The sequence below is a fragment of the Nostoc sp. genome, assembly GCF_036917275.1.
Lineage (GTDB): Bacteria > Cyanobacteriota > Cyanobacteriia > Cyanobacteriales > Nostocaceae > Nostoc.
The window spans coordinates 170784-187912 of record NZ_JBALDF010000056.1 but is presented as its reverse complement, the minus strand read 5'-3'; the positions used below and the strand labels follow the sequence as shown (position 1 = coordinate 187912).

The window sequence follows — 17129 nt, the reverse complement described above, 5'->3', positions numbered from 1 at the left end:
TTGGAAGGAGAGCAGGAAATGAGTGATCTAGTTAAAGATATTGCTAATCTTTCTGTGGAGAAACGTGAGCTTCTTGTGCAACGACTCAGGCAGAAAAAAGAAAACGCTTCTCGAACAAAAATCACGTCTCAAAGTCGAGATTCCAACATTTTCCCGTTGTCTTTCGCCCAACAACGACTGTGGTTCCTTGAACAGTTGGAGCCAGGAAACCCCTTTTACAATCAACCCGCGGCCGTGCGTCTGACAGGAGCGCTGAATTTAGCCGTACTGGAGCAAAGTTTTAATGAAATTCTACACCGCCACGAAGTCCTACGCACTACCTTTAGTACCGTCGAGGGGCAACCAGTCCAAGTCATCGCTCCGACTCTAGCATTAAAGCTGCCAGTAGTGGATCTACAAAAACTTCCTGACGCAGATCGTGAGAAAGAGGTTCTGCGCCTCGCTACAAAGGAAGCTCAAATGCCATTCAATCTAGTAGAAGGTTCCCTACTGCGATGTACTCTCCTACGACTGGACGAGGCAGAATACGTGTTGCTGTTTACAATGCATCATATTATCTCTGATGGCTGGTCAAAAGGGATACTTATTCGTGAAATAGCAACGCTTTATAAAGCCTTTTCTACTGGAGAATTCTCACCGTTAGCTGAACTGGCAATCCAATATGCAGACTTCGCAGCTTGGCAGCGAAAATGGCTACAAGGAGATGTACTACAATCCCAAATATCTTACTGGAAAAAGCAGTTAGAAGGTGCACCATCAGTACTGGAGTTACCAACTGACCATCCGCGATCTGCCGTTCAGACATTTCAGGGTGCCAGTTACTCATTTGAGCTATCTGTCGAGCTATCACAAGCCCTGAAGAAATTGAGCCAGCAGCAAGGAACTACGTTGTTTATGACTCTGCTGGCAGCTTTCCAGACTTTGTTATGGCGATACACAGGGCAAGAAGATATTGTGGTCGGTTCACCCATCGCCAACCGCAATCGAGCGGAAATAGAAGGGCTAATTGGGTTTTTTGTCAATACCCTAGTACTGCGAACTAACTTAGCAAGTAATCCCACTTTTGGGGAGCTACTGACTCGTGTGCGGGAAGTGGCATTAGGAGCTTATACTCACCAAGATTTACCTTTTGAGAAGCTTGTAGACGAACTGCAACCACAGCGTTCTTTGAGTTACACGCCACTGTTCCAGGTGATGTTTGCGCTTAAGAATGCACCGATGTCGGCTTTAGAGTTGCCAGGTTTGAGTTTAAATCTTCTAGCAAGTGAGAGTGGTAGTACTAAATTTGATTTGACTCTGTTGATGACAGAAACAGCACAGGGATTAATTGGCAGTTTAGAGTATAATACTGATTTATTCGAGTCAAGCACCATCAGCCGGATGGCTGAGCATTTACAAACGTTGGTCTCTGAGATAGTTGCTAATCCACAGCAGCGTCTGTCTGAGTTACCACTGTTAACTCAAGCCGAGAAGGCACTGCTAGTAAAGTGGAATGATACTTCGCTTGAGTATCCCCAACACCAGTGCATCCATCAGTTGTTTGAGGCTCAAGTAGAACGCACCTCCGATACTGTAGCAGTGGTGTTTGATGACCAGCAGTTGACCTACTGTGAACTAAATGCAAGAGCCAATCAACTGGCGCACTATCTGCAAAAACTAGGAGTAGAACCAGAGGTACTCGTGGGAATTTGTGTGGAGCGATCGCTGGAAATGGTGATCGGACTTTTGGGCATACTTAAAGCTGGTGGTGCTTATGTACCACTAGATCCAGCATATCCCGCAGAAAGATTAGCTTTCATATTGCAGGACGCACAGATACCAGTACTGCTGACCCAACAGCGTCTAATAGAGAAGTTGCCAGAATCTCAAACAAGGACTGTTTGCCTAGACACAGATTGGGGAAGTATCGCCCAACAAAGCCAACAGAACTTAATCAGTAACTGCACAACTGATAACCTAGCTTATATTATCTATACTTCCGGCTCAACAGGTCAACCCAAAGGCGTCTTGGTAAATCACGCCAATGTTGTGCGTTTATTCGTAGCAACTGAGTCTTGGTATAACTTCAACCAAAAGGATGTCTTTTCACTGTTCCATTCTTATGCCTTTGATTTTTCGGTTTGGGAACTCTGGGGTGCCCTGCTATATGGTGGAAAGTTAGTGTTAGTACCATACTGGTTGAGTCGTTCACCGCAAGATTTCTACAAATTGTTGTCAACACAGCAAGTAACAGTACTCAACCAGACCCCTTCTGCTTTCCGCCAACTTATACAAGCAGAGGAATCGTTGGGAGATGCCAACAAGTTGAGCCTGCGACTAGTAATTTTCGGTGGAGAGGCTTTGGAACTTCAGAGTTTAAAACCTTGGTTTGAGCGCCACGGTGACCAGTTTCCCCAGTTAGTCAATATGTACGGCATTACGGAAACAACCGTGCATGTGACATATCGTCCACTGACGAGCGCAGACTTAGAAGCTGCTTGTGGGAATTTCATTGGTCGTCCAATTCCTGACTTGCAAGTTTACTTGTTAGACCAATATCAACAACTAGTACCGATTGGAGTCAGGGGTGAGATTTACGTTGGTGGTGCTGGTGTAGCACGAGGTTATCTGAATCGACCAGAACTCACTGTCGAGAGATTTATTCCCAATTCCTTCAGTGATAAACCAAACGCACGCCTTTATAAATCCGGCGATCAGGGACGCTACTTACCCAATGGAGACATTGAATACTTAGGACGTACTGACTACCAAGTTAAAGTTCGTGGTTTCCGCATTGAACTGTTTGAAATTGAAGCACACCTGAGCCAACACCCAGCAGTCCGAGAAACTGTAGTTATCGTTCGTTCTGATTCAGCTTCTTCTCAACGAATAGTCGCTTATGTCGTTCCTCAAAAAGAGCAAACATTAACAATTTGTGAACTGCGCGGTTTCTTAGAGTTGAAGTTGGCAAACTACATGATGCCAGCAGCTTTTGTCATCCTAGAAGCACTACCGCTCACTCCTAACGGTAAGGTGGATCGCAAAGCCCTACCAGTGCCTGACCAAATACGCCCAGAATTAGAAGAAGCCTTTATTGCACCTCAGACAAGCGTTGAAAAACAATTGGCTGTTATCTGGACGCAGGTACTCAGTTTAGAAAGTATAGGTATAAACGACAACTTTTTTGAGTTGGGTGGGGATTCAATCCTCAGCCTTCAAATCATATCCAAAGCAAACCTTGCAGGGTTGTACTTAACTCCTAAGCAACTATTTCAATACCAGACGATCGCTCAACTGGCAGCCGTAGCTGGCACAAATGAGAAAATTCCAGCCGAACAGAGTGCAGTAACTGGATTATTACCACTAACACCTATTCAGCAATGGTTTTTTGAACAAGAACAACCAGAACCAGATCACTGGAATCAGGCGGTGCTGCTGGAACTCAAGCAGAGCATTGACCCTGTACTTGTAGAGCAAGTGATGCAGTCTTTACAAAGACATCACGATGTCCTACGTTTGCGATTTATACAAGAAGAATTTGGTACTCAGGCGGTTATTGCTAGTCCTGATCATTTAGTGCCACTAACACACTTAGATTTGTCAGCACTGCCAAAAGAGGAACAAGCGGCTGCTATGGAAGCAATAGCTGCTAAACTTCAAGGTAGCTTGAATCTCTCAGTTGGACTATTATTTCAGGTTGCCCTTTTTGACCTGGGTGGCGAGAAACCTTGTCGCTTGCTTTGGATTATCCACCACTTAGCTGTTGATGGGGTTTCTTGGCGAATCTTAATTGAAGATTTTCAAACAGCTTACCATCAACTCTCTGAGGGCAAGGTGATACAGTTGCCACCCAAAACAACTTCATTCAAGCAGTGGTCTAACCGTTTGCAAGAATATGCACGTTCTTCAGCGCTACGTTCAGAGTTAGATTATTGGCTGACAATTCTTGATCAACCCGTTGAGCCTATACCCGTAGATTATTTAGGCGGAAACAACAGAGAAGAAACAGCCTGTAAGGTGTCGGTATCACTTTCTGTTAAGGAAACTCAAGCCTTGCTGCAAAAGGTGCCAGCAGCTTATCAGACGCAAATTAACGATGTATTACTGACAGCACTGGTACAAGCATTTGCCCAGTGGACAGGAAAAAGTTCTCTACTAGTTGACTTGGAAGGACATGGGCGAGAAGAACTATTTGAGAATGTAGATGTATCACGGACTGTGGGCTGGTTCACATCTATCTTTTCGGTACACCTGAGTCTAGAAAACGCTTCCCAGCCAGGAAAATCCTTGATGGCAATTAAAGAGCAACTACGAGCTATTCCAAATCGAGGTATTAGTTATGGACTGCTGCACTACCTTACTAGGGATCAGGAAATTACTGAGCAGCTAAGTTTATTGCCAAAAGCTGAAGTGATTTTTAACTATTTGGGACAGTTTGACCAAGTTTTACCGGAATCCTCTTTATTTAGTTTAGCTCAGGAGTCCATCGGCCCCAGTCACAGTTTACGAAGCAAGCGAACTCATTTGCTGGAAATTAACGGCGGCATTTCTCAGGGACGGCTGCAAATGAGCTGGACTTATAGCCAGAAGCTGCATCGCCAAACCACAGTTGAAGTACTTGCTCAAGGGTTTATTGAGGCACTACGATCGCTCATCACCCACTGCCAATCACCTGATGCAGGCGGTTTCACCCCTTCTGACTTTGCAAAGTTTGAACAAAGCCAATGGAGTCAAGCTGACCTTGATGCCATTACAGGAGCAATTGGAGATATGTGACATGAGTGTGAAAAATAAAAACATCGAAGATTTTTATCCGCTATCGCCCATGCAGCAGGGCATTTTGTTCCATAGTATTGCTGCTCCTGAATCCGGAGTTTATTTTGAGCAATTGAGTTGGACTCTGGAAGGAAACTTCAACATTGCGGCATTTCAGCAAGCTTGGCAGCAGATTGTAGAACGGCATTCAATTCTACGAACCGGCTTTATTTGGGAAGGTTTAAAAGAACCAGTGCAAGTTGTGCATCGGCAAGTGACGCTACCGTCGGTGCTGCTAGACTTGCGGCATCTCTCTTCAGTCGAACAGCAACAACAGCTGGAAGCTTTTTTGAAAAGCGATCGCTCTGTTGGCTTTGAACTGACTCGCCCACCGTTGATACGTCTGACACTTCACCATCTGGCAAAAAACTATTATCACTTTACTTGGAGCCATCATCATCTGCTGATCGATGGGTGGTCTAATGCCACAATCTTTAAAGAAGTTTTTGACTGTTATAAAGCCTTCAGTAAAGATCAAGACGTATACCTGGAGCCGATTCGTTGTTATCGGGATTACATCGTCTGGCTACAGCAGCAAAATCTATCCCAGGCTGAAGCATTCTGGCGGCAACTGCTCAAGGGTTTTACAACTCCAACACGGCTATGGGTAGACAAAGGTTTTGGGCAATTGCTCAGTTCAAAAGATGACAATAATCAGCAAGAAATTAAGCTTTCAGTCGAAAAAACAGCAGCATTGCAATTTTTAGGACAGCAGCAGCAGCTAACGCTCAATACACTGGTACAGGGAGCTTGGGCTTTGCTATTAAGCCGTTATAGTGGTGAGGAAGATGTAGTTTTTGGGGCTACTACTTCCGGTCGTCCCTCCACCTTAGCCAAAGCAGAGTCTATGGTAGGACTGTTTATCAATACGCTACCAGTAAGAGTAAAAGTATCACCAAAAGAGTTTCTTCTACCTTGGCTCAAACAGATCCAAACTCAACAAATTGAAACACGTCAATATGAATATAGTCCATTGCTAAAAGTCCAGGGATGGAGTGAAGTTCCTAGAAGTCTGCCTCTGTTCGAGAGTATCGTGGTTTTTGAGAATTACCCTGTAGATGCTTCCTTACGGAAACTGGATCTAAACTTAGAGATTAAAAGTTTTAGCGCTTTTGAAAGGACGAACTATCCCCTTACCCTAAGCGTAAACCCAGGTAAAGAGTTGTTGCTTCAAATTACTTCCGATGGTAATGAACGCTTTGATGCCAACACGATCAACCGGATGTTAGGGCATCTAAAAACATTATTAGAGGGGATGGTCGCAAATTTACAACAACGCCTGTCCGAATTACCACTGTTGACTGAAGCTGAACGACATCAATTGTTGGTATGGAATAACACTCAAGTTGACTATCCTCAAAACCAATGCATTCATGAGTTGTTTGAGGCTCAGGTAGAACGCACGCCTGATGCAATTGCTATTGTCTTTGAAGACCAACAGTTGACCTATCGAGAACTGAACGCCAAAGCGAATCAACTAGCGCACTATCTGCGTTCTCTGGGAGTGGAACCAGAGGTACTAGTGGGAATTTGTGTGGAGCGATCGCTTGATATGGTTATCGGGCTATTGGGTATCCTCAAGGCAGATGGCGCTTATGTGCCGCTAGACTTCACTTATCCCCAAGAGCGATTAGCTTTTACACTAGAAGATGCCCAAGTGTCGGTGCTGCTGACTCAAAGGCGGCTCATGAAGGGAATGCCTGAACACAAAGCCAAAGTCGTTTGTTTAGATGCTGATTGGCAGGCTATTGCCCAGGAAAGTAAGGAAAATTCAATTAATCAGGTAACTACTGACAACTTGGCTTATATCATCTATACCTCTGGCTCAACTGGCAAACCCAAGGGTGTAATGATCAAACACCATAGCACGGTTGCTATGTTAGATTGGGCAAAAAAAATCTTTGCGGCTGAAGCTTTGCTTGGAGTTTTGGCGTCAACCTCAATTTGCTTCGACCTTTCAGTTTTTGAGATATTTGTTCCTCTCAACTGCGGTGGCAAGGTTATCTTGGTCGAGAATGCATTACATTTACCCACTTTAAGAACAGACAATAATGTAACTCTAATCAATACGGTTCCCAGTGTAATTGCAGAGTTACTGAAGACTGAGGGCATTATAACTTCAGTACATACAATTAATATAGCTGGTGAACCACTCCAAAACAAACTTGTACAGCAACTTTATCAGTGGGATAATATACAGCAGGTTTTCAATCTGTACGGTCCTTCCGAAGATACGACTTATTCGACATTTGCTTGGATACAGAAGGGAACCAGCAACATCCCGCCTATTGGTTGCCCTGTTAACAATACACAAGTTTATTTGTTAGATCAAAAGTTACAACTCGTTCCTATTGGTATACCAGGCGAACTATACATAGGTGGGGAAGGACTAGCACGTGGCTATTTAAACCGCCCTGAACTGACAGCAGAAAAGTTTATTCCCAACCCTTTTAGTGACAAATTAGCGACGTGTTTATACAAAACAGGAGATATAGCATGTTATCTGCCAAATGGAGAGATTGAATACTTAGGGCGTATCGATCATCAGGTAAAAGTTCGTGGTTTCCGCATTGAACTGTCTGAGATTGAAGCACACCTGAGCCAATACCTCAAAGTTCGAGAAACTGTAGTTGTCGTTAGTTCTGATGAAACTTATTCTCAACAAATAGTAGCTTATGTTGTTCCTCAGTCACAGCAAACACTGACAATTACTGAACTGCGTGACTTTCTGGAGTTGAAGTTGCCAAACTACATGATGCCAGCAGCTTTTGTCATGCTGGAGGTACTACCACTCACACCTAATGGTAAAGTGGATCGTAAAGCATTGCCTGCACCTAAAGTCACACAGTTATTATCTGAATCCGATTTTATCGCTCCTTCCACACCAATTGAGGAGATGCTAGCCTTAATCTGGGCAGAGGTGCTTGGTATTGAGAAAGTAGGCATTCACAATAACTTCTTTACCTTGGGAGGGCACTCGCTCCTTGCAACTCGCGTGATTTCCCAAGTACGGCAAGTTTTTCAGCAAGAGCTTCCTTTACGTCGTTTATTTGAACAACCAACAATAGCTGGGCTAGCCAAAGACATTGAAAAAGCGACCAAGGCAGGTTTAGGACTCGAAGCAGCTAACATTGAGCGGATTTCACGCTCACAAAATTTACCTCTATCATTTGCTCAACAGAGACTATGGTTCCTTGCCCAGTTAGAACCAAACAGCCCCTTTTACAATATCCCTGCTGCTGTTCGCCTACAGGGACAATTGAACCAAGAAGCACTACAACAGAGTTTCAACGAAATTCTACGCCGCCACGAAGGCTTACGAACGAATTTCCACACAATAGAAGGGCAACCTGTAGCAGTTATTTCATCAGCAATACCATTACCGTTGCCTCTGGTTGATATCAGTGAGTTACCTTCAAGTCAACAACAAGCCTCAGTCAGACAATTAGCATATTTTGAAGCACAACAACCCTTTGACCTCAACAGCGATTTCCTGTTGCGAGTGAAATTACTGCGCCTTGGGGAACAAGAGTATATAGTACTACTGACGATGCACCACATTGCCTCTGACGGTTGGTCAATAGGCGTACTGGTGCGTGAGATAGCAAAACTTTATCAAGCCTTCTGTGATGAACAACCCTCAGCCTTAGCGGAACTGCCAATCCAATATGTAGACTTCGCAGCTTGGCAGCGGCAATGGTTGCAAGGAAAGGTACTACAATCGCAGATATCTTACTGGCTGAAGCACTTAGAGGGTGCACCAACATTACTGGAGTTACCTACTGACCATCCGCGACCCGCCACTCAGACTTTTCAAGGTGCTACGTATTCATTCGAGCTATCTGTTGAGCTATCTGTTGCCCTGAAGAAATTGAGCCAGCACGAAGGAGTTACCTTATTTATGACCCTGTTGGCAGCTTTTCAGACCCTGCTATGGCGTTACACAGGACAAGAAGATATTGTGGTGGGTTCGCCTATAGCTAACCGCAACCGTGCAGATATAGAAGGGTTGATTGGCTTTTTTGTCAATACATTGGTACTGCGAACTAAAATGGGAGGTAATCCCACCTTTAGGGAGCTATTAACTCGTGTGCGGGAATTGGCACTAGGAGCCTATGCTCACCAAGATTTGCCTTTTGAGCAGCTGGTAGAGGAACTGCAACCACCGCGAGACTTGAGTTACACACCACTGTTTCAAGTAATGTTTGTGCTCCAGAATGCACCGATGTCAGCATTAGAGTTGCCTGGTTTGACTTTCAGTCCTTTGGCAAGTAAGAGTAGCACTGCCAAGTTTGATTTGACTCTGGATATGACAGAAAGGGTACAGGGGCTAGTTGGAACTCTGGAGTACAATACTGATTTATTCGAGTCAAGTACCATTTGCCGGATGGTAGGGCATTTGCAAATGTTGCTCTCTGGGATTGTCGCCAATCCACAGCAGCGCCTGTCAGAGTTATCAATGTTAACTCAACCTGAGAAGACATTGCTTGTGAAGTGGAATGATACCTCGGTTGAGTATCCTCAACATCAGTGCATTCATCAGTTGTTTGAGGCTCAGGTAGAACGCACGCCTGATAGTATAGCAGTAGTCTTTGAAGACCAACAGTTGACCTACCAAGAACTGAACCAGCGAGCGAATCAACTAGCATACTACTTGCGATCGCTTGGCGTCAGTCCAGAGGTACTAGTGGGAATTTGTGTGGAGCGATCGCTTGATATGGCGATCGCAATCCTAGCGACCCTGAAAGGTGGTGGAGTATATGTACCATTAGACCCATCCTACCCACAGGAACGCTTGGCTTTAATACTAGAAGATGCAAAACCTCTGATATTGCTTACTCAAAAGCAGCTAGTTGCACAACTCCCTAAACATGGGGCTAAAGTTGTGTGCATGGATGCAGACTGGGAGATAAATGACTTTAGCTATGCTCAGGAGAACCACAGTAGTAGTGTCACAGCCAAAAACCTGGCTTATGTGATTTACACCTCCGGGTCTACGGGAACACCTAAAGGCGTTCTGATAACGCATCAAGCTTTGGTGAACCACAGTATCGCCGCAGCAAAAGCCTATGAACTTCAACCAGAAGATCGCATTCTCCAATTTGCTTCTATTAGCTTTGATGTTGCAGTAGAAGAACTGTTTCCATCATGGTTAAGCGGGTCAACTGTTGTGATTCGACCTAATCGGGTACTAGCTTTTGCACACTTCCTCCAATTCTTGAAACAGGAAAAACTCACTGTCCTTAATTTACCAACAGCATACTGGCATGAGTGGGTATCTAACCTCGCTCAAACAGAAGCACCATTACCTGTTACACTTCGCTTAGTGATTGTCGGAACTGAGCAAACTTTACCAGAAAAACTTGCGCTTTGGGAGAAACTGGTAGGCGATGGGCAAAACCCCGCCGGAAGCGATCTATACGAGAAGCTGCCCTCCGGGCATCTACGCATTCGTTGGCTTAATGCTTACGGCCCGACTGAGGCAACGATTGGTGTGACAATTTATGAACCAGCTAGCTGCCAAGAAAACCAATCAGTTTATTCTGTACCTATTGGTCGTCCGATTGCTAATACTCAAGTCTATTTACTAGACAAACATTTGAACCCTACACCATCCGGTGTACCGGGTGAATTGTATATCGGTGGTGTTGGGATTGCTAGGGGCTACCTCAATCGTCCTGAACTCACTGCTGAGAAATTTATTCCCAATCCTTTTAGCGAGAAATCAGGGACGCACCTGTATAAAACGGGCGACTTAGGCCGCTACCTCAGTGATGGCAACATTGAACTTCTTGGACGCATAGATGATCAAGTTAAAATCCGGGGCTTCCGTATCGAACCAGGCGAGGTTGAATCGAAATTAAGCCAACACGCTAAAGTTCGAGAAGCGTTAGTAGTAGCTTGGGAAGACGAGCAGAGTGATAAGCATTTAGTAGCCTATGTTACCGCTCATCCAGAGCAGACACTTACAGCCACTGAACTGCGTGGCTTTCTTCAGGAGAAGCTACCACAATACATGGTGCCCTCGGCTTTCATTGTACTCTCAGCCTTGCCACTTCTGCCCAACGGAAAGCTTGATCGACGCTCACTACCTGCACCAGAAACTCTGCGCCCAAAGTTAGAAGTTGCTTATGTGATGCCACAAACGGAGATAGAACAGGCGATTGCCACTGTTTGGCAAATATCTCTCAATGTTGAGAAGATAGGCATTCACGATAACTTCTTTGAACTCGGTGGTCATTCATTACTTATGGTTAGGGTTCATACTCAATTACATGAAATATTCAAAATCGATTTATCATTGCTCGATTTGTTTAGATACCCAACCGTAAGCTCTCTCGCAGAATTCTTCAATCAAGCGAAAAATCAAACATCATCTTTAAATGAAACTCATATTCAAATAGAAAAAATATCTGCTGGCAAATCTCAACAACAAAAACGCCTTAATAAAATGAAGTCAATGAATAATAAAGGAGTTAAAGAAGAATGAGTACTCCGATAGAATCTACTTCGAGAAATGGTTCAGAGATAGCGGTCATTAGCATAGCAGGACGTTTTCCTGGAGCAAAAAATGTTGATAAGTTTTGGGAAAATCTCCAAAATGGTATAGAGTCAATTTCTTTTTTTACTGATGAAGAACTGTTATCTTCAGGGGTAGATCCAGCCATACTCAAAGACCCAAAGTTTGTCAAAGCACGCGCTGTATTAGAAGATGTAGAACTTTTTGATGCTTCATTTTTCGGCTTCAATCCCAAAGAAGCCGAAATCACCGATCCGCAACACCGGATTTTTTTGGAATGTGCGTGTGTTGCCCTTGAAGATGCCGGTTATGACTCAGAAACCTACAAAGGTTCGATTGGAGTTTATGCCGGATCTAGCTTAAGTAGCTATTTACTTAATGTTTATTTAAACCCAAATATTATCAGTTCTATAGATTCTCACCAACTTGCGATCGCAGGTGACAAAGATTATCTCACAACACGCGTTTCTTACAAACTTAACCTAACCGGGCCAAGTTATACAGTTCAAACCGCCTGCTCAACTTCATTAGTTGCTGTTCACTTAGCCTGCCAAAGCTTGCTTAATGGTGAATGTGATATGGCTTTAGCAGGTGGTGTTTCCATAAGTTCTTCCAGAAAAAGTGGCTATTTTTATAAAGAGGGAGGAATTGGATCTCCTGACGGACACTGCCGCGCTTTTGATGCAAAGGCACAGGGAACTGTTAGCGGCGAAGGTGTAGGTATTGTGGTTTTGAAGAGATTAGAAGATGCTCTAGCAGATGGAGATTCTATCCATGCAGTCATCAAAGGTTCCGCTATCAATAACGATGGATCTTTTAAGGTTAGCTACACCGCACCTCGTATAGATAGTCAAGCCAAGGTAATTAGAACAGCTCAAGTTGTTGCCGAGGTTGAACCCGAAACGATTACCTATATTGAGGCTCATGGGACAGGAACATCACTAGGAGACCCGATTGAAATCGCCGCTCTCACACAAGCTTTTCGCACCAATACTGAGAAAAAGGGCTTCTGTGCAATTAGTTCGATAAAAACAAACATCGGACATTTAGATGCCGCCTCTGGGGTAACAGGTTTGATTAAAACCGTTCTAGCTCTCAAGCATAAACAGATACCACCAAGCTTGCACTTTCAGGAACCCAATCCCCAGATTGATTTTGCTAACAGTCCTTTTTATGTCAATACTTCCCTTTCTGAGTGGAAGACCAATGGCACTCCTCGCCGTGCTGGTGTCAGTTGCTTTGGAATTGGCGGGACGAATGCCCATCTGATTATTGAAGAAGCTCCTGTCGTAAAAGCCTCTAGCCCTTCTCGAGGCTGGCAATTGTTGTTACTTTCTACCAAGACGAGTACAGCATTGGAAACCGCCACGGCAAATTTGGCAGATTACTTGCAGCAACATTCTGAATTGAATATCGCTGATGTCGCTCACACTCTTGGTGTTGGTCGTAAAGCTTTCGATCATCGCCGAATTTTGGTGTGCCAGAATCTTGAGGATGCCGTAAAGGCGTTGAAATCTTCAGAGCATCAACGAGTTTTGACACATTACCAAAAACCTTGTCATCGCCCTGTAGTATTTATGTTTTCCCCACAGGGCGCTCAGTACGTGAACATGGCTTTGGAACTTTATCAGAATGAGCCTACCTTCACTTCACAAGTCGATAACTGTGCAGAATTACTCAAACCGCATCTGGGTCTTGATTTGCGTTCTGTGCTGTATCCAAGTGAAGCACAAGCTCAAGAAACAGCACAGCAATTGACACAGACTCATATTACCCAGCCTGCGCTGTTTGTGATTGAGTATGCTCTGGCGCAATTGTGGATGGCTTGGGGTGTGCGTCCCGAAGCAATGATTGGTCACAGTATTGGGGAATATGTGGCAGCAACTCTTGCTGGAGTTTTCTCTTTGGAAGATGCCTTAGCGCTAGTAGCGAAGCGAGGACAATTGATGCAGCAACTTCCTCCTGGCGCTATGCTCTCCGTGCAACTTAGTGAGTCGGAGGTTCGACTCTTTTTGGATGTAAAGACGTTCTCTGGAACATCTTTACAAATAGCAGGAAGCAATGCACCATCTTCATGTGTGGTTTCGGGTCTGACTGAAGCAGTAGATGAATTGCAACAAAAATTACAGGAAAAAGGAGTCATTTGTCGGCGACTGCATACATCCCATGCCTTTCATTCCCAGATGATGGACTCGATCATTGAGCCATATACACAGCAATTAAAAAAAGTCAAGCTCAATCTTCCCCAAATCCCATTTATTTCCAACGTTAGTGGCACTTGGATTACTGTAGCAGAAGCAACAGACCCCAACTATTGGGCAAAGCATATACGGCAAACTGTGCGCTTTAGCGAAGGAATTACTGAGTTGGTCAAAACACCTGAGCGCATCTTGCTGGAAGTCGGCCCAGGGCGGACTTTAAGTACTTTCGCACTTGCACATCAAAAAGATGAACTCGTGGTAATAACCTCAATACGCCATTCACAAGAGCAACAGTCCGATGCAGCATTTTTACTCAACACTTTAGGTCGGCTCTGGCTTTTAGGAGTCAAAGTAGATTGGTCTGGTTTTTATACAAATGAACAACGCCATCATATCCCTTTGCCGACCTATCCATTTGAGCGCCAACGCTATTGGATTGAAGAACAAAAACAGCTACTTCCAAAAAAACAGTTGCAACCAACAGAGCTTTGGGAATTTCTGATAAAAGCAAGTCAGAACCAAGCTAGTGCCGGAATAGCTGAGTTTGACGCTCAAACCTACCAGGAAAACAAACGGTGGTTGAATAGTTTATGTACAGCCTACATCAACCTTGCTCTGAGACGTTTAGGTGCTTTTGGTAACTCTGATGACAAGTATTCTTTTGAAGAGTTATTTGAGCAATGCCATATTATTCCTCGCTATCAACAATTGTTATGTCGCTTTTTGGATGTGTTGATAGAGCAAGGCTACTTACAGCAAGATCAGAAACTGTTTACTAAGTTTGTACCATTTTCTACGGAGTATTTAAATACTCTGCTAGAAGAAATTAACCACAGATGGGCAGACACACCCCAAATGGTAGATTTAATTAAGCAGTCTGGCGAAAATCTGCCAGCCCTGCTGATGGGGGAAAAAGAACCGTTAGAGTTGTACTTTGCTACAGCAGATCAAAAGGCAAAAACATCAGAATCTGAATTCTCTGTAAATACCTACTTGAAAGGAATTCTCCGGGCAAGTCTGGAACAAGTGGTGAAGTCCTTACCGGAAGACGTGAACTTAAGAATCTTGGAAATCGGTGGTGGACAGGGTATTGCCACGACAGAATTATTGCCTGTGTTGCCTCCAAAACAAACAAACTACATTTTTACGGATGTGGGTGGTTTGCTCTTGAACCGAGCCAAAGAAAAATTTGCTGATTATCCTTTCGTCGATTATCGTTTCCTGGACATTCAAAAATCTCCCAGTGAGCAAGGTTACTCCAGTCACGGCTTTGATGTTGTCATCGCTGTAAATGTATTACATGTCACCCGTAACATTGCAGAAACTCTAGAGCACCTACGCTCTTTGTTAGCTCCTGGAGGATTTTTGATGCTCTGGGAGATAACTAAACCTCAATTAGATTTTGACATAACAGACGGTCTGCTGATGAATCCCTTAGAGGATGAAGAACGCAGCCGAGGTAATCCATTTTTGTCCAAAGAGCAATGGCAAGAAAAACTGCGATCGCATGGGTTTGGTGAGGTCACTGTTTTCTCAGAGACAGAAGTTTTCGGGGAAGAAATATTTCTGGCTAGAGCTTCGGCAACTGATTCAGCACCTACTGCATTTACAGTTTTGCTTCAAAGAGAAGATGTTCAATTATCTCCAGATAAAAGACCTGATCTTGCCGACTGGTTTTACATTCCTTCCTGGAAGCGCTCCATGCCGCCGCAACCATTTATACCTGGAATTAGGAAAAATCAATCGGGATACTGGTTAATATTTGGGGATGAGTGCGGCTTGAGCGAAAAAATGGTGCAGCAGCTAGCACTTGCGGGTCAGAATGTAATTGGTGTAAAAATCGGGCAGCAATTTGAGCGTGAGAGTGAGTGCAGATATACGATTAATCCTCAAGAACGGGATGACTACGATACTCTGTTTAAAGAACTGCGTCAACTAAATAAGATTCCCAACAAAATAGTTCACTTATGGAACGTCACACCCGACATTGAACCAGAATCAGAAATTAAGTTACAGGAGAAGATAAAGGCACTGGCCTTTTATAGTTTACTGTTTCTTGCCCAAGCAATTGGAGAACACAATCCCACTGATTGTCAAATTACAGTGATCTCAAACAATATGCAGGCAGTAACGGGTGCAGAGGTGTTGTGTCCAGAGAAGGCACTAGTTCTTGGCCCATGTCAGGTCATACCGCTAGAGTATTTAAACATCAGCTGCCGTAGCATTGATATTGTTATTCCAAAATCTGAAAGTAGGCAACAGCAGCAACTTCTCGACCAACTCCTAGCGGAACTAGTAAGCCAACCTTCCAACCAGATTATTGCCTACCGTGGACTTCACTGCTGGGTGCAAGATTTTGAACCAGTCCGATTAGATGCAACCGTTGCCGAAAACCCTCGATTAAAAGAAAGAGGAGTTTATTTGATCACTGGTGGATTGGGGGGAGTTGGTTTGACACTAGCAGAATACTTGGCACAGAGCGTACAGGCAAAATTAGTATTGTTGGGGCGATCGCCTTTCCCGGAACCAGACGAGTGGGAAACATGGCTATCCACTCATGATCAACAAGATCACATAAGTTCTAAAATTCGCAAATTGCAAAGCTTAAAAGCACTGGGTTCAGAAGTCATGACGATTAGTGCTGACGTTGCTGACTCTGAACAAATGTTGGTGGCGATCGCAAAAGTAAATCAACGATTTGGTCAGATCAATGGAGTGATTCATACCGCAGCAATCCTTGGCGGAGGTATGATTCAACTAAAAACAAAAAAAGACGCAGCAAGTGCTTTAGCACCGAAAGTTCAGGGAACACGAGTACTCGAAGCTCTCTTCAAAGAAACCAAGCTGGATTTCTTTGTCCTGTGTTCATCAATGAGTTCATTTATTGGGTCATCCGGGATGGTAGATTATACCGCCGAGAATGCCTTCCTTGATTCCTTCGCTCACTACAGTGCTTCCAAACATGGCACATTCATCAAATCTATTAACTGGGATAGATGGAACAATTTAGGAATGGCAGTTTCGGTCGAAGCACGACATCAGGAGATAACAGGAAAAGAATTGACAGGAGGAATGACTTATGAAGAGGGTATTGAAGCGTTTAAACGTATTTTGTGCAGTAGCACAGTTCCTGAGATGATTGTATCAACTCAAGATTTTTCCAGCCTGATGAAGCCAAAGGAATCAGCTAAGTCTTTAGAGGAAAAATTAGCCCAGCTGAGTCAATCCAAACCAACCCACTCCCGCCCTAATCTTGCAAATGCTTATGTTGCTTCTCGCAATGAAATTGAGCGAAACCTTACTGACATTTGGCAACAAATTTTAGGTATTGAACAGGTAGGTATTCATGACAACTTCTTTGAATTAGGAGGAGACTCTTTATTTGCCACTCAATTAGTTTCTCAACTGTGCAAAACTTTCCAAATAGAACTTTCTTATAAGGGATTTTTTAATCAGCCGACAGTAGCTGAGTTAGCTGAGGTTATCGTAGAAAAGCTGGCAGAGCAGACTGATTTGGAAGATTTAGCTAGAGCTTTAGCAGAGATTGAACAACTATCAGAAGATGAGACGCAGACAATACTTGCTTTCCAAAACGAAGTGATTAACTGAGCTTG

At 43.9% G+C, this 17129-nt stretch carries 3 protein-coding genes; all 3 read left to right on the top strand.

What is annotated here, in order from left to right:
• The first annotated feature begins 18 nt into the window (after positions 1 to 18).
• Genes V7K35_RS21575 through V7K35_RS21565 form a run of 3 tightly spaced genes read left to right on the top strand, consistent with a single transcriptional unit; the run spans position 19 to position 17124 of the window.
• Positions 19 to 4755, top strand: coding sequence for an amino acid adenylation domain-containing protein (locus tag V7K35_RS21575; RefSeq protein ID WP_335081447.1), 4737 nt, complete (start codon positions 19 to 21; stop codon positions 4753 to 4755).
• Positions 4724 to 11284 carry an amino acid adenylation domain-containing protein gene (locus tag V7K35_RS21570; protein WP_442939753.1) on the top strand — a complete coding sequence of 2187 codons (6561 nt, stop codon included), beginning with the start codon at positions 4724 to 4726 and terminating at the stop codon, positions 11282 to 11284. The genes V7K35_RS21575 and V7K35_RS21570 overlap by 32 nt, the downstream gene beginning before the upstream one ends.
• Positions 11281 to 17124, top strand: coding sequence for a beta-ketoacyl synthase N-terminal-like domain-containing protein (locus V7K35_RS21565; RefSeq protein WP_335081445.1), 5844 nt, complete (start codon positions 11281 to 11283; stop codon positions 17122 to 17124). Before V7K35_RS21570 ends, V7K35_RS21565 begins: the two co-directional genes overlap by 4 nt.
• Positions 17125 to 17129: the final 5 nt, after the last annotated feature.

Bases quoted from the DNA above. Each gene is read 5' to 3' on its own strand.
- V7K35_RS21575 (WP_335081447.1), top strand. From the start codon at position 19: ATGAGTGATCTAGTTAAAGATATTGCTAATCTTTCTGTGGAGAAACGT.
- V7K35_RS21570 (WP_442939753.1), top strand. From the start codon at position 4,724: ATGCCATTACAGGAGCAATTGGAGATATGTGACATGAGTGTGAAAAAT.
- V7K35_RS21565 (WP_335081445.1), top strand. From the start codon at position 11,281: ATGAGTACTCCGATAGAATCTACTTCGAGAAATGGTTCAGAGATAGCG.